The organism is Tenacibaculum sp. MAR_2009_124, from assembly GCF_900105455.1.
Taxonomy (GTDB): domain Bacteria; phylum Bacteroidota; class Bacteroidia; order Flavobacteriales; family Flavobacteriaceae; genus Polaribacter.
Genome location: NZ_FNSF01000005.1, coordinates 96,627 through 118,377, shown reverse-complemented (window position 1 = coordinate 118,377; position 21,751 = coordinate 96,627). Strand labels below are relative to the sequence as shown.

17 protein-coding genes, 2 tRNA genes and 1 pseudogene are annotated in these 21,751 nt (G+C 32.6%); 7 read left to right on the top strand and 13 right to left on the bottom strand.

What is annotated here, in order from left to right:
* Positions 1 to 4 precede the first annotated feature (4 nt).
* The 4 genes from BLW23_RS11435 (at position 5) to BLW23_RS11420 (ending at position 5,733) form a co-directional block, all read left to right on the top strand.
* Positions 5 to 1,225, top strand: coding sequence for an MFS transporter (locus BLW23_RS11435; RefSeq protein ID WP_093669946.1), 1,221 nt, complete (start codon positions 5 to 7; stop codon positions 1,223 to 1,225).
* Positions 1,215 to 3,065 carry an alpha,alpha-trehalase gene (locus tag BLW23_RS11430; protein WP_093669944.1) on the top strand — a complete coding sequence of 617 codons (1,851 nt, stop codon included), beginning with the start codon at positions 1,215 to 1,217 and terminating at the stop codon, positions 3,063 to 3,065. The genes BLW23_RS11435 and BLW23_RS11430 overlap by 11 nt, the downstream gene beginning before the upstream one ends.
* Before the next feature lie 258 nt (positions 3,066 to 3,323).
* Positions 3,324 to 4,850, top strand: a complete 1,527-nt coding sequence (locus BLW23_RS11425) for a glycoside hydrolase family 32 protein (protein ID WP_093669942.1) — start codon at positions 3,324 to 3,326, stop codon at positions 4,848 to 4,850.
* A complete protein-coding gene (locus BLW23_RS11420) occupies positions 4,843 to 5,733 on the top strand; it encodes a carbohydrate kinase family protein (protein WP_093669940.1) in 891 nt (296 codons plus the stop codon). The genes BLW23_RS11425 and BLW23_RS11420 overlap by 8 nt, the downstream gene beginning before the upstream one ends.
* A 30-nt stretch (positions 5,734 to 5,763) precedes the next feature.
* Here the strand turns inward: BLW23_RS11420 and BLW23_RS11415 are convergent, their stop codons facing one another.
* The 12 genes and pseudogenes from BLW23_RS11415 to BLW23_RS11360 form a co-directional block, all read right to left on the bottom strand.
* A complete protein-coding gene (locus BLW23_RS11415; RefSeq protein WP_093671756.1) occupies positions 5,764 to 6,156 on the bottom strand; it encodes a VOC family protein in 393 nt (130 codons plus the stop codon).
* A 7-nt stretch (positions 6,157 to 6,163) separates the two neighbouring features.
* Entirely contained in the window at positions 6,164 to 7,012 is an 849-nt protein-coding gene (locus BLW23_RS11410; RefSeq protein ID WP_093669938.1) for a sialate O-acetylesterase, read from the bottom strand.
* Positions 7,013 to 7,390: 378 nt separating this feature from the next.
* Complete coding sequence (locus BLW23_RS11405; protein WP_093669936.1) at positions 7,391 to 8,446, bottom strand: serine hydrolase domain-containing protein; 1,056 nt, start codon at positions 8,444 to 8,446, stop codon at positions 7,391 to 7,393.
* A 171-nt stretch (positions 8,447 to 8,617) separates the two neighbouring features.
* Positions 8,618 to 9,241 carry a hypothetical protein gene (locus BLW23_RS11400; RefSeq protein WP_218134051.1) on the bottom strand — a complete coding sequence of 208 codons (624 nt, stop codon included), beginning with the start codon at positions 9,239 to 9,241 and terminating at the stop codon, positions 8,618 to 8,620.
* A 402-nt stretch (positions 9,242 to 9,643) separates the two neighbouring features.
* On the bottom strand, positions 9,644 to 10,075 hold the full coding sequence (locus BLW23_RS11395; RefSeq protein WP_093669932.1) for an NTF2 fold immunity protein: 432 nt from the start codon (positions 10,073 to 10,075) through the stop codon (positions 9,644 to 9,646).
* Between the two features lie 177 nt (positions 10,076 to 10,252).
* Positions 10,253 to 10,402 (bottom strand): annotated as a pseudogene (locus BLW23_RS23900) (LytTR family transcriptional regulator DNA-binding domain-containing protein); the annotation flags it as partial.
* Between the two features lie 150 nt (positions 10,403 to 10,552).
* On the bottom strand, positions 10,553 to 11,998 hold the full coding sequence (locus tag BLW23_RS11385) for an arylsulfatase (protein ID WP_093669930.1): 1,446 nt from the start codon (positions 11,996 to 11,998) through the stop codon (positions 10,553 to 10,555).
* A 12-nt stretch (positions 11,999 to 12,010) separates the two neighbouring features.
* Positions 12,011 to 13,402, bottom strand: coding sequence for a sulfatase (locus BLW23_RS11380; protein WP_093669928.1), 1,392 nt, complete (start codon positions 13,400 to 13,402; stop codon positions 12,011 to 12,013).
* 223 nt (positions 13,403 to 13,625) lie between these two features.
* Positions 13,626 to 14,600: a phytanoyl-CoA dioxygenase family protein gene (locus BLW23_RS11375; RefSeq protein ID WP_093669926.1), complete on the bottom strand. Its 975-nt coding sequence runs from the start codon at positions 14,598 to 14,600 to the stop codon at positions 13,626 to 13,628.
* A gap of 533 nt (positions 14,601 to 15,133) precedes the next feature.
* Positions 15,134 to 15,544 (bottom strand): lipocalin family protein, encoded by a 411-nt coding sequence (locus BLW23_RS11370; protein WP_093669924.1) that lies wholly within the window; start codon positions 15,542 to 15,544, stop codon positions 15,134 to 15,136.
* 112 nt (positions 15,545 to 15,656) lie between these two features.
* Positions 15,657 to 15,730, bottom strand: a tRNA-Asn gene (locus BLW23_RS11365).
* Positions 15,731 to 15,793: 63 nt separating this feature from the next.
* Positions 15,794 to 15,867: transfer RNA gene (locus tag BLW23_RS11360), tRNA-Asn, on the bottom strand.
* 312 nt (positions 15,868 to 16,179) lie between these two features.
* Here BLW23_RS11360 and BLW23_RS11355 point away from each other — a divergent pair.
* The 3 genes from BLW23_RS11355 (at position 16,180) to BLW23_RS11345 (ending at position 20,827) form a co-directional block, all read left to right on the top strand.
* The gene (locus tag BLW23_RS11355) at positions 16,180 to 18,939 is read left to right on the top strand and encodes a 2-oxoglutarate dehydrogenase E1 component (protein ID WP_093669922.1); all 2,760 of its coding nucleotides are present in this window, start codon (positions 16,180 to 16,182) and stop codon (positions 18,937 to 18,939) included.
* Positions 18,940 to 18,974: 35 nt separating this feature from the next.
* On the top strand, positions 18,975 to 20,180 hold the full coding sequence (odhB, locus tag BLW23_RS11350) for a 2-oxoglutarate dehydrogenase complex dihydrolipoyllysine-residue succinyltransferase (protein WP_093669920.1): 1,206 nt from the start codon (positions 18,975 to 18,977) through the stop codon (positions 20,178 to 20,180).
* Positions 20,181 to 20,299: 119 nt separating this feature from the next.
* A complete protein-coding gene (locus tag BLW23_RS11345) occupies positions 20,300 to 20,827 on the top strand; it encodes a GNAT family N-acetyltransferase (RefSeq protein WP_093669918.1) in 528 nt (175 codons plus the stop codon).
* A gap of 61 nt (positions 20,828 to 20,888) precedes the next feature.
* On the opposite strand, the gene BLW23_RS11340 is transcribed toward BLW23_RS11345, so the two are convergent.
* Complete coding sequence (locus BLW23_RS11340) at positions 20,889 to 21,599, bottom strand: DUF547 domain-containing protein (protein WP_093669916.1); 711 nt, start codon at positions 21,597 to 21,599, stop codon at positions 20,889 to 20,891.
* Between the last annotated feature and the right edge of the window lie 152 nt (positions 21,600 to 21,751).

Here is a 21,751-nt window from a genome sequence, read left to right as displayed (position 1 = left end):
TAGTATGAAACATTTTGGAATTAAAATATCGTTGTTTTTAATCTACTTCGTTTTTGCAGCACTTTTAAATAGTGTTGGAATTTTGGTAGAACGTTCGCAAGAAGTTTATGGAGTGTTAAAAACTGATGCAGCGCTATTGGAGCCTTTTAAAGATCTTTCCATAGCTTTTGTCTCTTTTATTATTGGCTCTTTTCTTCCTAGACTAGGGTATAAAAAAGGAATGCTTATTAGCCTTGTGTTGGTTTTCGTAGGTTGTTTAGGAATGTATATGGGGAATTCATTTTGGGCGGTGAAAATTTTGTTTGCAATTACAGGAATGACCTTTGCTATAGTTAAAGTAGCGGTATATGCTTTAATTGGATATATAACAGAATCTAAAAAGGACCATAGTCAATTAATGAGTTATATAGAAACCACCTTTATGGTTGGAATTATTTTTATGTACCTAGTTTTTCCTCTCTTTTACGAACACCCTGATCCCAGTAATTGGTTGAAAGGATATTTATTAATGGCTGGACTTATTGCTATATCGTTCTTTATTATCCTATTTTCTAAGTTCGATATTGAAGTGGATAGAAAGGATACGACCATGAAAGAGGATTTTAGAAACATGTTTCAACTTTTCTCTAAACCCATAATTTGGATATTTGCGATTTTTGCCTTTTTCTATGTGATGACTGAACAGGGAATCATGACATGGCTTCCAACTTTTAACAAAGAAACATTACATATTTCATCTGCATTAGCTACTCAAGTAGCGGTCATTTTAATGGCATCATTTGCTATTGGTAGGTTTATTACTGGGATATTAGTGAAGAAAGTAAAATGGTTTTATATTGCTATCACCGGGCTTGTTTTAGCAGGAATATTAGTAATAATCGTATTGCCAATGGCTAATAACGTTCCTAATCAAGAAGTCAACTCAATTGGTGATTTGCCATTGGTTTCTTTTTTATTTCCCATGATAGGTCTGTTTTTAGCTCCATTATACCCATTATTAAGTTCAACGGTTTTATCGAATACAGATAAGTCACAGCATAGTGCTTTGGCTGGAATATTAACATTCTTTTCTGCAATTGGAGGAACATTAGGCTCAATAATTATTGGTAATCTATTCGATTTACTTGGAGGCGATCGTGTGTTCTATCTCTCTCTGATACCAATGTCTGCAATTTTAGTCGCAATCATCTTTTTAAATAAAAAAGTAAAACAAAATGAAGTTTAAGATTCCCATAGAGCGTACTTTAAAATCTCTTTTAGCACAAGAAGATACGGATGGAGATAAAAAAATAACTATTGAAGATAATGGGCCAAAGTCATTTACCATAACTTCTGGTGAAGCTCTATGTGTAATAGAAGGAACATACCATTTATCCAATCTACTTCAGGAATTGGTTATCGCTAGAAATAAGGGTGAAACAGAGTTAGAAATTACAAAATCTATTATTGAAGAGTTACCAACAATTAGGGTTTCTAGAATGATAAGAGATTATTATTGGAATGGACTGACAAGAACTATGGGAGCTAATGGTATTGAACGTTTAATTGCTGATACCAAAAATGAATCTTTAACTGCAGAGAGACTTCCAGTATATGTTCCTTTTTATGATGAATTGGCATTTGATTATTATAAAAAACTAGAAGGTGAATTGTTAATAGAAACGGTAAAATTACCAAAGGAAATTACTCCAGAGTATGTGAAATCTATTAATAAAAAACCAGGAGTTTTAAGTTTAAAGTTAGAAGAAGTTAATGGGGAAATACAGGCGGTACCTTTTGTAGTTCCTGGTGGTCGTTTTAATGAAATGTACGGATGGGATAGTTATTTTGAAGCTATTGGTCTGTTAATCGATGGAAAGGTTCACTTAGCCAAAGGAATGGCAGATAATTTTCAATATGAAATAAAGCATTATGGAAAAATTTTAAATGCGAATAGAAGTTATTATCTGACAAGAACACAACCTCCTTTTTATACATCTTTAATTCGTGAAGTTTATGAGGTAACAAAAGATAAGGCATGGTTAAAGAGTCATTTGAAAACAGCGATAAAAGAATATGAAACTGTTTGGATGGTTGAAGGGAAGAGGGAAACCAGAAATGGGTTAAACCGCTATCTTGCTGAAGGAATAGGAATCCCTCCAGAGTGTGAGGAAGGTCATTTTGATGCTGTTATGATTCCTTGTGCAGAGAAACTCGGACTTACGATGAATGAGTATGAAAGAAAATATGTTAATGGAGAAGTAAGTAATCATTATTTAGATACCTATTTTATTCATGACAGAAGCGTAAGAGAGTCAGGGCATGATACTTCATACAGAATTGACGGGAACTGTGCAGATCTTAATTTAGTAGAATTAAATGCTTTTCTATACAAATATGAAACGGACTTTGCAGAATTAATCAGTGAAGAGTTTAATAATAGTTTTGAAGGAATGACGAGTGATTTTTGGGAGGAAAAAGCGCATAATAGAAAAGAATTAATTAATACGTATTTATGGAATGGGGAAGCCAATTGTTATTTTGATTACAATTGGATAACTTATGAACAGGTGCCGTTTGTTTCAGCGACATCTTTAATTCCGTTATGGTGTAATTTGGCATCGGAAGAACAGGCTCAAGCTTTGGTTAAAAATATATTGCCTTTACTGCTGGAAAACGGTGGCATTGCCGGATGTACTAAAGAAAGTAGAGGTGAAATTTCGAAAGAACGCCCTCAACGACAATGGGATTATCCAAATGGTTGGGCGCCTCATCAAATGATGATTTGGAAAGGCTTATTGAATTATGGATTTAAAGATGAAGCACAAGAAGTAATTTATCGATGGTTATATATGATTACAAAAAATGCAGTCGATTATAATGGTACAATTCCAGAAAAATATGATGTAGTAGAGGCTACCCATAAAGTATTTGCTGAATATGGTAATGTAGGAGTAGATTTTGAATACATAACAAGCGAAGGGTTTGGTTGGATGAATGCGTCTTATCAATATGGAATTTCATTATTATCTGCCGCATTATTGGAACGTTTGAATAACTTGGACTCTCCAGAAAAGGTTTTTTGAAAGAGAAAATAAGCTAAGATTAGTTTTGGAAATCGAAAACGATTTCGTTATCAATATTAAGAGTTTAAATCTCGTTTTTTAACATTTAAATTCAATTATTTTTATATTGCTTATAGAATAAAATCATTGAACTTGTTTAAAAGAGTTCATTAAAAAGAATATCATAAAAATGAAAGTTTATTTGGTATCATATACCTACTACAAATATGATTCATTTAAAATCTTGTAATAATAAGTCAATGCCTTCAATGTCTTTTTATGTTGAAAAGTAGTAAGTCTTTATATAATAATATTTCAGAAGAAAATAGGTTGTACCGACCTCAAATACACTTTACTCCAAAAGCGAAATGGATGAATGATCCTAATGGGATGTTTTTTCTAAATGGAACATACCATTTGTTTTATCAATATTATCCCGAAGGGAATGTTTGGGGACCAATGCATTGGGGACATGCAACCAGTAAGGATTTTATAAATTGGACTGAACATGGAATTGCACTTTACCCTGATGAACTTGGGTATATTTTTTCAGGTAGCGCGGTAGTTGATTATAATAATACATCTGGTTTAGGAGACGGAGATAGTGTTCCAATTATAGCCATTTTTACTTACCATGATCCCGAAAAAGAGAAAAGGGGAGAAGAAGGTTATCAAACTCAAGGAATAGCCTACTCTTTGGATGAAGGATTTACTTGGGAAAAGTATCAAGGGAATCCAGTTTTGTCTAATCCTGGATTAAAAGATTTTAGAGATCCAAAAGTTATCTGGGACGAAGAAAGAAACCGTTGGTTAATGGTATTGTCAACCTATGCTGAAACCTTATTTTATCGTTCAGAAAATTTGATCAATTGGAAGTACGTGTCATCCTTTGGAAAAGACATCGGGGCACATGAAGGAGTATGGGAATGCCCTGATTTGTTTCAACTTGAAGTTAATGAAACAGGTGAAAAGAAATGGGTATTACTTCAAAGTATAAACCCTGGTGGTCCGAATGGTGGATCAGGAACGCAGTATTTTATTGGGGGTTTTGATGGTGAGAAATTCACGGTGGATAGAAGTTTTAAAAAACAATTGGATGAAAACGGAGCTGTTTGGTTAGATTATGGAAGAGATAATTATGCAGGAGTCACCTGGTCGAATGTCCCAAAAGAAGATGGGAGAAGATTATTTATCGGTTGGATGTCAAATTGGAATTATGCTGATAAAGTACCAACATATGAATGGAGAGGAACAATGACCATTCCTAGAGAATTGAAGCTTAGGTTGAAAGAAGATGGAAGTTACATCATAAAATCACTTCCTGTGAAAGAACTTTTTAATAATTCAGATTTGATGTATACATTAAAAAAACCGTTGAAAACAACGATATGCGATGTGAGTAAGGGTAGTTTTGAGTCAAGTATTGTTTTTAAAATTAGCTTGGATGATTTGTCAAGTCAAGTTTACACATTTTCATGGTCCAATAACAAAGGTGACAGTCTAGAGTTTGGGTTAGATAATGTTTCTGAAACATTTTTTATCGACAGAAGTAAGGTTGGAGCGCCAAAATTTTCTGATCAGTTTTTAACAGAGAAATTAATTTACGAATTGAAAAAACAATATAAAAAATTGGCTTTGGAAGTAGTAATTGATAAAACATCCATAGAAATTTTTTTAAATGAAGGAGAACATGTATTTACAGAAATTTTCTTTCCTAAATACAAAATGACACAAATGTCATTATTTTCTGATAAAGAATTTACAATAAAGAATTTAAAAACATACAAAATAAAATCATATGTCTAATATAGTCTGTTTTGGAGAGGTTTTGTGGGATGTTTTTCCTACCTATAAAAGAATTGGAGGGGCACCTTTAAATGTAGCTATTCGGTTGCAATCTTTTAATAATGAGGTTACTATGGTGAGTTCGGTGGGAGAAGATTTTGAAGGGAATGAAATTATATCTTTTATGAAACATGAAGGACTATCTCTTGAATATATTCAAAAATCTAAATTTGCAACAGGAAAGGTTGAGGTAAGCTTAGATGACAAAGGATCGGCTAGTTATGTAATTGTTGAAGATTCTGCTTGGGATTTTATCAAGTTCGAAGAAAGAATGGAAACTGTTGTTAAAAACTCTGATGTGTTTATATTCGGGTCACTAATTAATCGTAACAGAGTTTCTCATGAAACATTGTTAAAGTTACTAGATATAGCTCCATATAAAGTGTTGGATGTTAATTTGAGATCTCCTTACTACGATACACTAATACTTAAAGAATTACTAGAACAAACAAATTTCCTTAAAATTAATGAGGAAGAATATTTAGAGTTGTTTCAATTATTGAACATAGAAATAACAACTATTGAATCCGATTTCAAGGTACTTTCTCGAATCTACAATTTAGAAGCAATTTGTATGACCAAAGGGGAAGAAGGGGCCGTGTTATATTATAAAAGAAATTTTTATTACAGCAAAACAATAAAGGTTGAGGTTGTTGATACTGTAGGGGCAGGCGATTCTTTCGTGGCGGCACTATTAGATGGATTACTGAAAAATAAACCACCAGAACAAGCATTGCGTTATGCCTGCGCGATAGGAGCATTGGTGGCAAGTAAGCCTGGAGCGAATTCTAAAGTTTCTAATGAAGAAATAGAGAATTCACTTGAGTTAATAAACGCCAATTGATTAGAGTTATTTGATAATTAAAATAAAAGATTAACTAAACTGAAAATCTTTTATTGGAGAAGAAATATCTACTAAAGTTCCATCTGGATCTTTCAAAAGCAACCTTCGTTGTCCATAAAAAGTATTTGTAGGTTTACTAAGTACTTCGAAGCCTTCATTCTTGGCTGTCTTATACAAATCATCAGCGTTGTCAACTACAAAGGTTATAAAGAAGCCTTCTGGTTTTTTTTGATATTCATTATGTACTGTTTCGTTGTTTCGGTCAATAATCCCAAGTTCTAATCCATTACTTTTAGAAACCAATTGAATAAACCAATCGCTATCAAAAGCGATAGTGAAATCAAATAATTTTGTGTAAAAGGACTTGCTTTTTGTCAAATTAACGGAACATATGTTTGTAATAAGTCTGTTTATATTTTTCATTTTAACCTTAGTTTTTAGTGTTAACAACATTCAATAAATCAAGCATTTTTAATGCATAGCGTTTCCCTATTTCGCGATATCCTTCAGAATTAAAATGGGCTATATCCTTGGTCGTACAGTTCCTTGATGAAATTACATGTGAATTGTTAATTGTTTCAGGAACTTTATTAATAATAGAATTCATGCTATTACAACAACTATTGTTTTCAGAGGCAACTTCTCCGATCAAAAGAGGAACATCTTTTGAGTTTAGCGATAAATCATTTAATAAATCTTTATAGATTTTATGAACGTAGTTTGGCCATTGCACATCACCTGAATTTGATTCTCCTTGATGCAATAAAAAACCTTTAACAATGCCATCTTTTTGCGCAGTTTTGGTTAAATCAATTAGGTGTTTGTATGGATTTCCTCCATAGTTTTTAACTATATTAGAAAACCAATCAGCTTTATGAGTGTCATCATAAGATGTGTATATATCTTTATCAAATATTCGAATATCACAGCCTGAAATACTAACATTAATGATCCCTATTTTAATATGTTCAGGCAGGTTAGCAACCATTGTTCTGCCAAAATAATCGGCAGGACTTAACCCTGTGTTACATTGGCATAATGGAGGAGTAGCTGCTCGCCAAGAGCCTTTTTTCCTATTAGGTTCAGAGCAATTAACACCTTGTAAAACGAAGAAGTTGTCGGGAACTTTTTTGTCAATTTCTTCTATCGCTCCAGCTCCTTCCATATTTGATTGTCCAAAGCATAAATATATGTGGAAATTAGAATCTTGTGAAAAACAAAAGGGATCAGAAAATAACGCAAGGAACATAAGTGTTCCTAGTGCTTTTTTAATTGGCATAGTAGTAGATAAGTTAGTTAGTTTCGAGAAAAATAATTTTTGTAAGTATTACTTTTCTGTGAACAATATACCTAAAAAAACAACAACAATTCAAGAAAATATATGAACTGTTGTTGATAATTGTTTAATGTCTTCTTAACGTTGCCAATTATAAAAGAAGTTTTTCATCGTGTTTATTGTCTAGTTTGTAGAATGTAAACCGATATATTACCTTCTGTGTCAACAGGAAGAGAAATGAAGCTAAATTCTCCAATAGGAGCTTTTTATTTTGGTTTTTTTCTCCCTTATTTACTGTCCTTTTTTTCTTCGGAAATACAATCTTTGGAAGAAAAGTTAGACATTATTTGTTTTATGCTGTAAAATAAGAAAAAAGTATACTTAATAGTTCTCAGAAGCGATTGCAGCTATTTCTTTACTTATTTTTGTTGGAGAATTACAATCACAGTTCGTTAAGCCTATCACGTAAATGTCGTTCTCAGGTAAATAAATGCCCATAGATTTAAAACCAAAGATAGAACCTCCATGTTCAATTCTTTTTATTGTATTTGTGGTTTTAATATGCCAACCATAGCCGTAGTTTATATGTTTACCATTGTTCAATGTGTAATTTTTGAATGCTAGTTGAGCTGTTTGTTTGCTGATTAAAATATAGTTTTTTATAGCAATTTGCCATAAGTTCATATCGGCAACGGTTGACATTAGAGAACCTGATGAGTAAGGAATGGTATAACTAATTGGCCTTCTGTTAATATAGTTTTTTCTGAAGTGATACCCTGAGGCTCTTTGAGGAATTATTTGTTTTTGATTTGCATAATAGGAAGAGTTCATATGTAGTTTTTTGAAAATATATTCTCTAACGAAATTCGCGTAGTTGAGTCCCGAAACTTTTTCGATAATATAACCTAAAATGATGTAGCCCGAATTGTTATACTTGAACTTTTCCCCAGGAGCAAAATCCATAGACTCATCTTTGAAAAAATCGATTAGTTTATTTGGAGATAAATCTTTTAGGGCGATTTTATGTAAGCTTTTAATACCGGAGGTATGAGTTAATAAATGATGGATGGTGATTTTATGTCCAGAAGTAGGGTAATTTGGTATAAATTTAGTGATTTCGTCTTTTAGACTTATTTTACCTTGTTCTACGAGCAATAAAATTGAAACTGCCGTGAATTGCTTAGTCATAGAACCAATTTCGAAAACACTGTTAGTTTTCATCGGAGTATCTAATTCTAGGTTTGAAAGCCCGAATGCTTTTTCATATACAATTTTTCCATGTTTTGAGATTAAAAATACTGCTCCTGGAGCGTCTTTTGAATACTTCAGTGATAGAAGGCTATCTATTCGTTTGAAATTTTGAGAATTGAGGATAGGTGATAATAGTAAGCAAATGGTACTAATTGACAGTCGTATCAGACGAAATGTTTTTTTCATAAATTAAAGTTTAAGAGTTTCTTTCTCTGACGGGGATATGAAGAAAGAGGTTACAGAAAACAAGAATTTAGTGAAAAAGAAGATAAAGAATAGTTAGTAGGGTTTTGTCAACTATTCTTTGTCTCTTCTCAATTTTTTAGGAATCCGAGTCCTTGTAAATGCTTATTAATATTATAGTTTTTTAATATCGACTACTTCAAAATTTCTAACATCAAAGTAATCATCTAATCCGTAGTCAGTATTAATAACGATACCTCCAAGTAACGTAATTCTATCTACATGAAATTCGTCTTTACAAGATTTGATATGTTCATGTATTTTTTGATCTATAATTTTATAAGTTGCTTCCGTTATTGCTTTTTGCTGGTTATCATGATTAAGTATTTCTTCACGATAAGGAAGTAAGCTTTCTTCAAGTTTCATTTGCTGATAGTCATCATCATTTATGGTAGGAGTATAATCATCATTTTTAAGTCTGCTTAAAGCTAGCATTAGTGCCCCGCAAGAATTTCCCATTTCTTCCTGCCTAGGTCTATACATTTTTCCCAAATGACCTTCGGGGGTAATACCAATATGTGGGCCATAAAAGATAAAAGCGCTTCCGTCATCTGGAATATGATGTGCAAATGCAGTCATGCCCGTTTGACCTACAAAAGGAATCCCTCCTAGGCCTCCCATGATGAATGGACCGAATAGTACATTGAAGAAGGTGGTGGATGGAACGTTAATATCATCTGAGCATACAGATGTTGCCATTAATACTTTAGAAATATCGATGTTATGTTCGATGTGCATTTTACCTAGATAATGAATAGAAGTGCCTTTGGCATCTTTGGCATTTGGAAAATGTTTTTTTACGGTTTGATCAAATTTTCTTTGTAACATATATTAGATTTATAAAAAAAGACCTTGAAGGTCTTGTGTTTATTCAGTTATAAATATAATAGAATGTTTTTTAAGTGCAACTCTGTTGCTTTAAAAGGTTGTTAGAATCTCAAAAATTATATTGTAAATTTGATATTATGTAATACTTCTGCTTAAATAATTGACTTTTATCGAAATTAGATCGGAATTTTACTATTATAAATTGGCTTCTTTTTTGCTCATAATATCAAAAAACTTTTAGGATAGGCTTTTCAGCTCGAGATATTTGAGCAATATTTTAAGATTTTAACCCAAAAAAAATGTTTTAATTTATCATAAACAAGGCCATTTACAGTTACCATCAACATAGTCAACTGCGGATAGATACCATCTCTTATTCTTTTTGATTAAGCGATATTCGTAGTCAACCTCAAAATCATGCATTTTATTCATTTTAGTTAAAACGATGGCTTCATTCCCTTTAACATTTTCAGAAGTTATCACTTCTTTTTTCGGATGGTGGGCAGTGTCGTCACTAAAAGAAATAGGTTGTCCTTCGAAGCCTTCATGACAGTATTTTTCTACTATTTTCTTAGAATAATTTTCTTTCGCTTCATTAATTACATTGATAGAATCCTGAATAGTACCACTTTTTTTTAATGCGGTATTATTCCATTTATGATAGTCTTTTATGAATTCATTAACAAAGTTTTTAGGGGAACTTGATCTTTTCGCAAAATAAATATTTGAAAAAATAGAGAACATAATATGGGGGTTTTTATTAGTGATTGAATTAAAATTACAGAGAGTTTTTTCATCTCTCAAACGATTATTGATTTCATTTTAAAATTAAGATGGATTGTTTTTTAGCTTTATAAATATACTGAAAATTAAGTTTTTATGTAGGAAGTTTTGTTTTTTATTTCACTAATCCATTAACATTTAGGTTATATGTTTTTCCGAAAGGAATATTTTTTCGTTTCTTGTAATTCTACTTCCTTCTAATAATTCTATTTTATTTATCGTTACTATAGGTGATTTATGTATTCGAATAAATTGACTTGAGGAGAGTCTGTTTTCTATAGAGGATAATGTTTGGTACGTGTATTTAAGTTTAAAAAAGTCTAAAAAGTTGTATTAACTATGATCGAAAGCTTTATAGAAGCTTTCGATTCTCATTGTTCGCAATGAGGCTTTATCTATTTTAAGTAGTAACTCAATATGAGTACGTATAGATGTCTATTAATCTTCATATTTAAAATGAAATATGTCCGAATAAGTATGTTGGTCTTTCATAATGTTCGCTATCTGTTTTACGATATCAGGATATTTATCAGCAATATTATGTTCTTCACCGATATCGGATTTTAAATTATACAATTCAATAGGAGCATTTTTGTTGTTTGTCATATTTAATCGAACACCTTTCCAATTGCCAAGTCTTACAGCTTGTTTTCCACCTTTTTCTAAAAACTCCCAATATAAAAACTTATGTTTTTTTTGCTTTTTCCCAAAAAATGTAGGGAGTAATGAGATACCGTCAATATTTTCAGGAGGTGTTGTTTTTATGATATCGCAAACCGTAGGTAAAAAATCCCAGAAAGCAGAAAGATGATTGGATATAGAGTTCGCTTTTATCTTTTTAGGCCAATAAGCAATCATAGGAACACGTATTCCTCCTTCATATAAATCCCGTTTGTATCCTCTAAAATTAGCATTACTATTGAAAAAAGTTGAATTTTTACCACCTACATTGTGAGGTCCATTGTCAGAGGTAAATATGATTAAAGTATTTTCTGAAATACCAAGTTCTTCAATTTTTCTTCTTATATCTCCCACCTGTTGATCTAACAAGTGTACCATAGCGGCAAATGCGGCATTAGGTTCCTTTTGTGAACTATAACCACCATTTTTATATCGTTTGCCACTATCGATACCTTGATAACTTTTTTCTGGAAGTAATTTTCCGCGAAATTTCTTTAGATACTTTTCTGGCGCGGCAAGTTCAGCGTGAGGAATAATTGAAGGGTAATACATGAAAAAGGAAGTGTCTTTATTTTTTTCGAGAAATTCAAGTGCCTTTTTATGAATAACCTCTGGTCCATATATTTTGGTATTAGTGCCAATATTTTCTTCTAGTATTTCCTTTTTTTGATTGTTCCATATATGATATGGATAGTAGTTATGGGCGATTCGCTGGCAATTGTAACCATAAAACTCATCGAAGCCTTGCTTGTTTGGATCTCCTTCGGAAGTTGGGATGCCCAATCCCCATTTACCAAAGGCTCCTGTAATATAGCCTTTAGATTTTAGGAGTTCGGAAATTGTAACTGTAGAAGAGCTTAATGGATATTGCCCTTCTGGTTGAACGCTTTTATTCCCTCTGATAAATGTATGCCCCGTATGTTGTCCCGTTAATAAAGTGGATCTTGAAGGAGCGCAAACGGTAGATCCAGAGTAGTGTTGTGTAAAAAACATTCCATCCTTTGCTAGTTGATCAATATTTGGAGTGGAAAATTTTTTTTGACCAGTTAAGCTTAATTCTCCATAACCTAAATCATCAGCAAGAATATAAACAATGTTTGGTCTTGAGTTGTTTTTAGTTTTATTTATATTTTTGTAATTAGAGCAGTTAAACAAAGTATTTGTCAGAATTGTTATTACGACTATATTTCTTATTTGATGCATTATGTTTTTGTTTTAATGAATGTAGTTAGGGTTTAACTCGAAAGGTATCGGAGCTTTAGTTTTTTGCCACCAGTTTTTCAGTAAAACGAGCATCTCTTCTTTTTTCTTTGTTTCTTTCGAAGCAAGATTGTTTTTTTCTCCAATATCATTTGTCAAATTATAAAGTTCTATTTCATTATTTTCAAAATAGTAATGTAATTTATAGTCACCATACCTGATAACCGAGCCTGGGCGAGTTCTAAATAAAGAATCTCTATTTTCATTTTGATATTGGTTATAGGCTTCTAAATAAATTGGGAAATGCCAATAAAGAGAACGATCAAAAGTTTTCGTTTTTTTTTCTAAAATCGGTGATAGATTGTCACCGTCTAACTTTAACTGAGAAGAATTGATTTCTGCATAATTTAAAATAGTTGGGAATAGGTCAATATTGCTTATAGGTATTTTACTTTTCGAGTTCAATGGAATTATATTTTTGTAAACAAAAAAGAAAGGAACTCGAATACCTCCTTCATAATAACTTCCTTTTCCAGCTCTTAAAGGAGGTTGTTGAGTTATACCATATAATCCTCCATTATCAGAGGTGAAAATTATTAGAGTGTTATTAAAAATTCCTTTATCCTTAAGTGTTTTAATCAGTAAACCTATATTCCGGTCAAGATTTTCGATCATTGTAGCATAGGAAGAATTATTTTGATTATTTGATGGTGGTTTTACGCTGTATTTTTGTTGTAAACTTTTTACAGAAGTTATAGGGGTATGAACTGCATATGGAGCGTAATAAAGAAAGAAAGGAGAAGAATTGTTATTAATAAAATCAATAGTTTTTCGAGTGATAGCGTCTGTAAGATGCTCGTTATTTTTTGCTTCAATATTTACATTCTTATAGGGAGGGTAGTAATTTTTAGGGTGACCGTTATGCCCGTCACCAATGTTTATGTCAAAACCAAATTCTAGAGGTGAATTGCTCAAATGCCATTTACCAGCATGACAGGTTCTATACCCGTTGTTTTTTAAAATATTAGGAATAACTTTATGTGTTCGGTCTAGTGTTTTTACATTTCTTGTTGGAATGATTTTTCTATGTTTTGATTTACCTCTTTTAGAAGACCCAACCGTGTAAATCCCATGCCTGGGAGTCCATTTACCTGTCATTAAAGTAGCTCTACTTGGGGCACAATTTGCCGAAGTGGAATAACCATTATTAAAAGTCATTCCTAAATTTGAAAGGGAATCGATATTAGGCGTTTCATAATACCTGCTTCCTTGATAACCAGTGTCTTTCCATCCTAGATCATCAATATTAATGAGAATTATATTAGGTTTTGATTGATAGGGAATATTTCTAGGGTACCAGTAAACTAGTGGTAATAGAGCAAAATAGAGTGGAACAAAAAGTCTCATAATTAGTGGTTTTGTTTATGTTTGAAATCACAAGCTTTCCGCTAGGGGTATCGATTTCTACATAATCTGTTTTAATTTATGAGCTCCCAAATTAGATTAAAGATAAGGGTTATTGGTTTGAAAATCAAGTAGATTTTCAGAATATTTAAAATGAGCAAGAATAATTAGTGAAATGATAGGCCAAATTTATTAGATACAAATTAAATGCATTAGCTTATTTTGTTTAAATCCATTCTTTTTGATACTCAATATCCATAGGCTGATAGTTAATGTATTGAACAATTCTAGGAGAATCTGCTAAGTTTTTTCTACTCCCATGGGGCAAACGGTGATCCCAAATAATAAAATCACCGGCATTGGCAGATATGGGTTTTTCATTAAAATTGTTTAACAAATTTATATCTCTTGGATTGCCATCTAAAGAGCTTAACCAAGTGTCAATTGATTTATGGAACCCTGGAATTAAAGTGAAGGCTCCTTGGTTTTCGGCTGTGTCGGTTAAATACAATAGGCCTTGAATTCCAAAGGGAATTGGTTGTGATAGACTAACATCCCAATGTAGGTTTGGACCAGGAAATTGATAGAAGTCGGTTTCGGGAGGGTTAAAACTAACCCTATCCATGCTTACAATAAGGTTTTTTTTATTCCAGAGTTGTTCGAAAGCGAGTCTAATTTTTTCCGAAAATCTATTTTTCTCCAATATTTCATGATTAAAAAGTTGAACCATGATACCTTGTCTTAAGTAATGATCGCTATACCATGAAGATTTTTCATGCAAATCAACATCAATTTGATCACAAATAAACTTGACAGCCTCTTTGCAGTCTTCCTGCGAAATGGCATTTTTTAGAATAACATAACCTTCTTCGTTCCAGTGGTCAATTTCTTCATCGTTAAATATTTTAGTAATGTGGGTTTCTTCATTTTTTTCATTTCGAATAACAGAGTTAAAATGAGAAATAGCCTTATTAGAAATTCTACCATTTTCTTCAATCCAAGATTCAAATTGATCAAAACTTTGTTGAGAATTCATGAGATATTTTATGGAGGGTTCCATACCAATTCCCAAAGTATTAAAAACAGCGAGAATATATTTCCATTCTACTTCTTGTAATGGTTGTTTCGATTGTTTTAGGTCGTTGTAATGACTCCATATTTCTTTTAAAAAATAGATGCCGATTTTTCCGTCTATATTCATAGGAGTAAATTTCTTTTCTATTGTTGTTGAGTGATTTATTTTCTAGTACCATTTATAATATCAATATGTAAATGGTATTTGTTGTTAAATATTTTTTCGCATTTAACTCAAATTCGCAATGTACTAAAAGTACTTAATCAGTTTAGAATTACTTTGATGTTTATAGTCTCCGAATTTTTTTTGTCGGAAAGTAAAAATATTGGAAATCAATGCGCTACCCGTAGTTGGTAGGGGTGATTTAGCTTTATTACTTCTCCATTATTAACAGTGTCAATCCCCTTAAAATATCAATTGATGCAATTCTAGTAGTCTCGTTTTTCAAAGTTTTAATAGTTCGTTTAGGTTATAGCTTTATAGATAGTACCTTGATTTTTATTTAGATGTGAAAACAAATTTAAAAAATACAATATTCTAGCTGTATAATATTTTGTTAATAGTACTATAAAATTAAGCGTTGGGGGAAAGCGATTGATAATATATCTATTAAAAGAATTTAGCAGAATGATAAATACTCTATACACTAACCGTGTAACTTATATCTTTGTAAACGTATAGACAACAACAGTGTTTGTTCCAACTTCTATGGTAATAGAAAGTTTTGTGTAGTTGTCTAAAAATGATACTGCGGTAACTGTTTGTTGGAAATCTTCATTAAAATCAATAGAATAGGTGTTGTTCTCATTTTTCCAGGTACCGTTTTTTGCCCCAGCAGAAGTACAACTTCCTCTTACACTGCCATAAAACTCTGATGATAAGGTTTTATCTGAATTAAAATTTACAGTTGCTTTTGTGAAGCAGGTATTCGTCACATCTCTATTATTAATTATAATTTGTGAAAGTTGCCAATGACCATGAATAGGATCTGGACTTACATAGTTGTCGATTGATTCTGAGCAGGAAATCAGTAATGATGTTAGTAATAACAATAATGTTAAATTCTTCATGAGGTGTAGTATTGAGTTAATTTATATCATAAGTCGCAGTTATAAATAAACCTAACAAAGTTTAACTAAAGGAATAAAATGAAAAAACACCACTGAAAAGTGGTGTTTTTTGCTCCTCTTCTTGGGCTCGAACCAAGGACCCTCTGATTAACAGTCAGATGCTCTAACCAGCTGAGCTAAAGAGGAATGTTCTTTGCTGAACAAATATATTTAAATTTTGGAAATTATCGGCTTCCAAGTTGCCTTCTGCTCCTCCTCTTGGGCTCGAACCAAGGACCCTCTGATTAACAGTCAGATGCTCTAACCAACTGAGCTAAGGAGGAATTTAAAAACGTTGTTGTTTTCAAACGCGAGTGCAAATTTAAGAGATTTTTATTTATCTGCAAATAAAAAATGCTAAAAAAATAGCATGTTTTTACATGTTATTTGAAAATCAGTAAATTAAAAGGTAAAAAAAAACGGGCTACTTGTGCTTTAGTCAAAAAAAAGCATAGTAATTCCCTGTTAAAATAAGATTAAAAAGAATCTTAGTTTTTACTAAAAGTTGTACTTTTGTAGCCATTATTCTTAGAATTTGCATAAAACATCTGAGTTTAATTGAATTCTTATAAAAAAAGAAAAGTATAACATACAATATGGACAAGTTTTCGTTCTTAAACGCAGTACACACAGGTTTTATAGGTGATATGTACGAACAATATCAGAAAAATCCTGACGCGATAGAACCAAGTTGGAGGAGTTTTTTCCAAGGATATGATTTTGCAAGTGAAGATTATTTGGAAACAGATGAAAATTCATTTGAAGTACCTGAAGAGGTTCGAAAGGAGTTTTTGGTAATCGATCTGATAAATGGATATCGAACAAGAGGACATTTATTTACCAAAACAAACCCAGTAAGAGATAGGAGAAAATACTCTCCTTCCTTAGATGTTGAGAATTTTGGACTTTCAAAAAACGACTTATCTACTGTTTTCCGTGCAGGTGAAATTTTAGGAATTGGAGCGAAAACATTAAAAGAGATTGTTCAGCACTTACAAACTATTTATTGTGATAGTATTGGTGTTGAGTACATGTTTTTAAGAAACCCAGAGGAAATAAAATGGTGGCAAAATCGATTGAATCATAATGATAACCACCCAAAATACTCCGATGAAACTAAGAAATACATACATTCTAAGTTAAATCAGGCAGTTGGATTTGAAAACTTTTTACAAACAAAATATGTTGGACAAAAGCGTTTCTCGTTAGAAGGAGGAGAAACGTTAATTCCAGGTATCAGTATGGCACTTAGAGATGCCGCTGAATCGTATGGTGTTAAGGAGTGTGTATTAGGAATGGCGCACAGAGGGCGTTTAAATACATTGGTTAATATCTTTAGAAAACCGGTAAGAGACTTGTTTAGTGAGTTTGAAGGGAAAGATTTTGAAGACCAGGATATTGATGGTGATGTTAAATATCACTTAGGGCTAACGCTAAGTAAGACCTATAAAGATGGTCAGGAAATTAAAATGAATTTGGTACCTAACCCTTCTCACTTAGAAACAGTGGATGCTGTTGTTGAAGGAATTGTTAGAGCTAAAATTGATAATGATTACGAAGGCGATAGTGGAAAGATTTTACCAATATTAGTTCACGGTGATGCTGCAATAGCTGGTCAAGGAATTGTATATGAAGTTGTTCAAATGGCTCAGTTAAATGGGTATAAAACAGGAGGAACAATTCATATTGTAGTAAACAACCAAGTAGGATTTACTACAAACTACTTAGATGCGCGTTCAAGCACATATTGTACCGATGTTGCTAAAGTAACATTATCTCCAGTACTTCACGTAAATGCCGACGATGCTGAAGCAGTATGTCATGCCATGCAGTTGGCGGTTGAATTTAGAATGAAATTCAAGCGTGATGTATTTATTGACTTGTTAGGGTATAGGAAATATGGTCATAACGAAGGAGATGAACCAACCTTTACTCAACCAAATTTATATAAAGCCATATCGAAGCATAAGAATCCGAAAGTAATCTATACTGAGAAATTAAAGGCTGAAGGAAGCATAGATGATACCTATGTAGATCGAATGACGAGTGAGTTTAAAGGAATGCTTGAAGTTGAATTTCAGGAATCTAAAAAACAAGTGTCATCACGTGTAAACGAATTTATGCCTGAAGTTTGGGAAGGGTTCATAAGAAAACAACTGGAAGCCATGCTTCAACCAGTTGATACAACATATGATCTTGACAAGTTGAAGGGAATAGCTAAAGTTATTTCTGAAGCACCAGAAGGAGTTAAGTTCGTTAGAAAGGCAAATAGAATATTAAAAGATAGAGCGAAGAGAGTTTTTGAAACAAACCAATTGGATTGGGGAACTGCCGAAAACTTAGCTTATGGAACGCTACTAGAAGAAGGTTATAATGTTAGAATCTCTGGAGAAGATGTAGAAAGAGGAACGTTCTCGCATCGTCATGCGATTATGAGAGACGAGGTTTCTGAAGAAAGAATTAATCTTTTAAATACGAATGCGAATAATAAAGGTGAAATGACCATTTATAATTCTCATTTATCAGAATACGGAGTTCTTGGATTTGATTATGGATACGCTATGGCGGCTCCAAATACCCTAACTATTTGGGAAGCTCAGTTTGGAGATTTTGCAAATGGAGCTCAAATTATGTTTGACCAATATATTTCTTCGGCTGAAGATAAATGGAAACTTCAGAACGGTTTGGTAATGTTATTACCTCATGGTTATGAAGGACAAGGTCCTGAGCACTCTTCAGCAAGAATTGAACGTTTCTTACAATCATGTGGTAAGGATAACTGGACAATAGCAAATTGTTCAACGCCAGCAAATGTATATCACATTTTACGTAGACAGATGAAGCGTGATTTTAGAAAACCTCTTGTTGTATTTACACCAAAAAGTTTGTTACGTTTACCAAAGGCTGTAAGTACCATGGAAGATTTAGCTTCAGGAGGATTCCAAGAGGTTATTGACGATACAATAGCACCTGAGAAAGTAAAGAAAATGGTATTTTGTATGGGGAAATTCTATTATGATCTTCTTCAGAAAAGAGAAGATTTAAATAGAGACGATGTTGCCTTGATTAGAATAGAACAATTGTTTCCATTGCACAATGAGAAAATAAAGGAAATAATGGATAAATATCCAAATGTAGAACGTTATGTTTGGGCTCAAGAAGAACCTAGGAATATGGGAGCTTGGGGGCATATGGCCGAACGTTTTGAATTAGCACGTTTGGAATGTATTTCAAGAAGATATCGTTCTGCACCTGCAGCTGGATCAAAAAAACGTTACGAGCGTCGTCAGGATACTGTGATGGCTAAAGTGTTTGATTTGGATGTAGATACGTTCAGAGATTTAATAAAGAAGTAAAGAAAAAATAAATTCAGATATAAAATTTAGAACTGATGGTTTTAGAAATGAAAGTTCCTTCTCCGGGGGAATCAATTACGGAAGTAGAAATAGCAACATGGTTAGTTGAAGATGGTGATTATGTTGAGAAAGATCAACCAATTGCCGAAGTTGATTCTGACAAAGCGACCTTAGAGCTACCTGCGGAGGAAAGTGGAATAATCACATTAAAAGCTGAAGAAGGAGATGCTGTTGAAGTGGGAGCTGTAGTTTGTTTAATTGATATGGATGCTCCAAAACCAGAAGGAGCGTCAACAACAAAAGCTGAACCTGCTAAAGAAGAAAAGAAAGAAGCTCCAAAAGCTGAGCCAGCAAAAGATACCTATGCAACGGGTACGGCTTCTCCAGCGGCTAAAAAAGTATTAGCCGAAAAAGGAATAAATGCTTCTGATGTTAAAGGGACAGGAAAAGATGGAAGAGTAACTAAGGAAGATGCTGTGAAGGCTGTTCCGTCAATGGGAACACCTGGAAACGGCGCTCGTGGAACTGAGCGTAAAAAGCTTTCTATGTTGCGTAGAAAAGTGGCTCAACGTCTGGTATCTGTAAAAAATGAAACAGCAATGTTAACTACATTCAATGAAGTTAACATGCAACCTATATTTGATTTACGTAAAGATTATAAAGAAACATTTAAAGGGAAGCACGGTGTTGGATTAGGCTTCATGTCTTTCTTTACCTTAGCTGTCGTAAGAGCGTTAAAAATGTATCCAGACGTAAACTCAATGATGGATGGAGATTATAAAATTTCACATGATTTTCAGGATATTTCAATAGCAGTGTCTGGTCCTAAAGGATTAATGGTGCCTGTTATTAGAAATGCAGAAAACCTTTCTTTCAGAGGAGTGGAAAGTGAAGTAAAACGTTTGGCTTTAAGAGCACGTGATGGGCAAATAACTGTTGATGAAATGACAGGAGGTACATTTACTATTACGAATGGAGGAGTATTCGGGTCAATGTTATCAACACCAATTATAAATCCTCCTCAGAGTGGGATTTTAGGAATGCATAACATTGTAAATCGTCCAGTTGCTGAAGATGGACAGGTGGTAATAAGACCAATAATGTATGTAGCTTTATCTTATGATCATAGAATAATTGATGGACGTGAGTCTGTTGGATTCTTAGTGGCAGTAAAAGAAGCTTTAGAAAACCCAGTTGAGTTATTAATGGATAACAATCCAACAAAGGCATTAGAGTTATAGAATTCTATTTTATATAGATGTTTAACTTTTAACATATTTGAATTAAAAAAACCATATCAATTGATATGGTTTTTTTAATTTTAAACGAGTTCAACAATATTTAATCGTTATTTAAATAAATGAAAAACTACTCAATAATAGAAACAGAAAGGTTAATCTTGAGATTAACAGAGCTCCATGATGCGTCTTTTGTTTTGGAGTTATTAAACACTCCTAAATGGAAGCAATTTATAGGCGATCGAAATATTCACAGTATTGCAGATGCAACACAATATATTAAGGAGAAAATGCTACCTCAAAGTGAAAGGTTAGGATACGGTAATTACGTAGTGATAAGAAAAAAAGATGACGTTAAAATTGGTAGTTGTGGTTTGTATGATAGAGAAGGTTTAGAAGGGGTCGATATAGGGTTCGCTTTTTTGCCCAACTATGAAGGTAAAGGCTACGCCTATGAAGCTAGTAAAAAAATAATGGAAACAGCTTTCACTGATTTTCAAATTGACACCATAGCGGGCATTACGGCAAAGGGAAATAAAGCTTCTCAAGGATTACTTATGAAGTTAGGGCTTACTTTTGATAAATATATAACCTTGCCAAATGAAGATGAGGAGATCATGTTGTTTTCAATAAAAAAAAATGAGAATTAGATAAATTCTAATCCCCATCTTATAGACAAATGTAGTAATAAGTACTATTTAATTTTTGTCCTTATTTTTCATTCAATGCCCAGTCATAATTCATATAAACTACTTGAGCATTATCATTTGTTTTAGTTTTAGAGTATTTGTTCAAATAATCAACAAGTGTAATTTTTAAGGTAAAATCTTCTTGATACCATTCGAATATTTTTGAGACTTCAACTTTATCAAGAGAGATTTTGTTCTTAGTTGGATCATTTATAAAATCACTCATTAGTTTCTCTAGTTTTTCATCGATGTTAGCTTCGGTAAAGGCGAAATCGACAAATTTTGGACCAGATTTAGAAGCAGCATTAATTCCAACATGAATTCTAGGATCATCATGCCATCTGCGTAAAATTTTGTGTTCAATATAATCTAATGAATAACTTTCGTTACCGACTTTAGCAAACGGTATTTTCCAAGCATTTCTTCCTTTACGTTTAATGGCTGTTATTTTTTTTAGAGGGTAACTATCTAAAATTAATTTTATAGTATAAGCATTATAGACATTTATCCAAAATGCCTTTGATTTATTTGAAGACCACTTTTTACCTGGCACCGTTTTTTCAAGATGTTTTAAATAGATATTTAAAACGGCTCTGTTTTTACGTAAACCAACATAATCAACATTTCCTTGTTTATCAACATAAGTTTTTAGCAAGGCATCGAAAACATCCGTTTGAGCCCGTGTTTGAAAGCCTATAAAAAGGAATAGGCAGATTGTAACTATTTTTCGCATAATTTTTCAGTTTTTGAATCTTTGATACTTCTTTGGACGTATTAAACAAATGGTCATTACATTCTTTAAGAGAAAAATATTCCATATTAATAAGAATATTTCTATTTTGTCAGGTAGTTTTGGGAAGAGATAAGTAAACGCATAAATTAACT

Coding starts and splice junctions, on each gene's coding strand:
- BLW23_RS11420 (WP_093669940.1), top strand. CDS start 4,843: ATGTCTAATATAGTCTGTTTTGGAGAGGTTTTGTGGGATGTTTTTCCT.
- BLW23_RS11345 (WP_093669918.1), top strand. CDS start 20,300: ATGAAAAACTACTCAATAATAGAAACAGAAAGGTTAATCTTGAGATTA.
- odhB (WP_093669920.1), top strand. CDS start 18,975: ATGGTTTTAGAAATGAAAGTTCCTTCTCCGGGGGAATCAATTACGGAA.
- BLW23_RS11370 (WP_093669924.1), bottom strand. CDS start 15,544: ATGAAGAATTTAACATTATTGTTATTACTAACATCATTACTGATTTCC.
- BLW23_RS11425 (WP_093669942.1), top strand. CDS start 3,324: ATGTTGAAAAGTAGTAAGTCTTTATATAATAATATTTCAGAAGAAAAT.
- BLW23_RS11435 (WP_093669946.1), top strand. CDS start 5: ATGAAACATTTTGGAATTAAAATATCGTTGTTTTTAATCTACTTCGTT.
- BLW23_RS11430 (WP_093669944.1), top strand. CDS start 1,215: ATGAAGTTTAAGATTCCCATAGAGCGTACTTTAAAATCTCTTTTAGCA.
- BLW23_RS11405 (WP_093669936.1), bottom strand. CDS start 8,446: ATGAAAAAAACATTTCGTCTGATACGACTGTCAATTAGTACCATTTGC.
- BLW23_RS11400 (WP_218134051.1), bottom strand. CDS start 9,241: ATGCACATCGAACATAACATCGATATTTCTAAAGTATTAATGGCAACA.
- BLW23_RS11375 (WP_093669926.1), bottom strand. CDS start 14,600: ATGAATATAGACGGAAAAATCGGCATCTATTTTTTAAAAGAAATATGG.
- BLW23_RS11415 (WP_093671756.1), bottom strand. CDS start 6,156: ATGAAAAATATAAACAGACTTATTACAAACATATGTTCCGTTAATTTG.
- BLW23_RS11355 (WP_093669922.1), top strand. CDS start 16,180: ATGGACAAGTTTTCGTTCTTAAACGCAGTACACACAGGTTTTATAGGT.
- BLW23_RS11340 (WP_093669916.1), bottom strand. CDS start 21,599: ATGCGAAAAATAGTTACAATCTGCCTATTCCTTTTTATAGGCTTTCAA.
- BLW23_RS11395 (WP_093669932.1), bottom strand. CDS start 10,075: ATGTTCTCTATTTTTTCAAATATTTATTTTGCGAAAAGATCAAGTTCC.
- BLW23_RS11380 (WP_093669928.1), bottom strand. CDS start 13,402: ATGAGACTTTTTGTTCCACTCTATTTTGCTCTATTACCACTAGTTTAC.
- BLW23_RS11410 (WP_093669938.1), bottom strand. CDS start 7,012: ATGCCAATTAAAAAAGCACTAGGAACACTTATGTTCCTTGCGTTATTT.
- BLW23_RS11385 (WP_093669930.1), bottom strand. CDS start 11,998: ATGCATCAAATAAGAAATATAGTCGTAATAACAATTCTGACAAATACT.